The sequence below is a fragment of the Streptococcus sp. 1004_SSPC genome, assembly GCF_001069025.1.
GTDB classification, from domain to species: Bacteria; Bacillota; Bacilli; order Lactobacillales; family Streptococcaceae; genus Streptococcus; species Streptococcus vestibularis.
Genome location: NZ_JWGQ01000093.1, coordinates 1 through 316, shown reverse-complemented (window position 1 = coordinate 316; position 316 = coordinate 1). Strand labels below are relative to the sequence as shown.

Genomic DNA, 316 nt, shown 5'->3' with positions numbered 1-316 from the left:
TGAAGCCGATTCTGAATTTGACAATGATTGTGACTCTGAAACTGACTCACTTTCTGACGCTGATTCTGAATTTGACAATGATTGTGACTCGGAAATTGATTCACTTACTGACGCTGAATCGGAATTTGATACTGATTGTGACTCGGAGATTGAGGCACTTACTGAAGCCGATTCTGAATTTGACAATGATTGTGACTCGGAAACTGAATCACTTTCTGACGCTGACTCGGAATTAGAAACTGATTGCGATTCTGAAATTGACTCACTCGTTGAAGCGGATTCTGAGTTTGACAATGATTGTGACTCGGAAACTGAA

Annotated in this window: 1 pseudogene; it reads left to right on the top strand. The window is 40.5% G+C overall.

The features are described 5' to 3' along the window. Window positions 1-316: pseudogene (locus ADF62_RS10995) on the top strand (fibrinogen-binding protein); the annotation flags it as partial.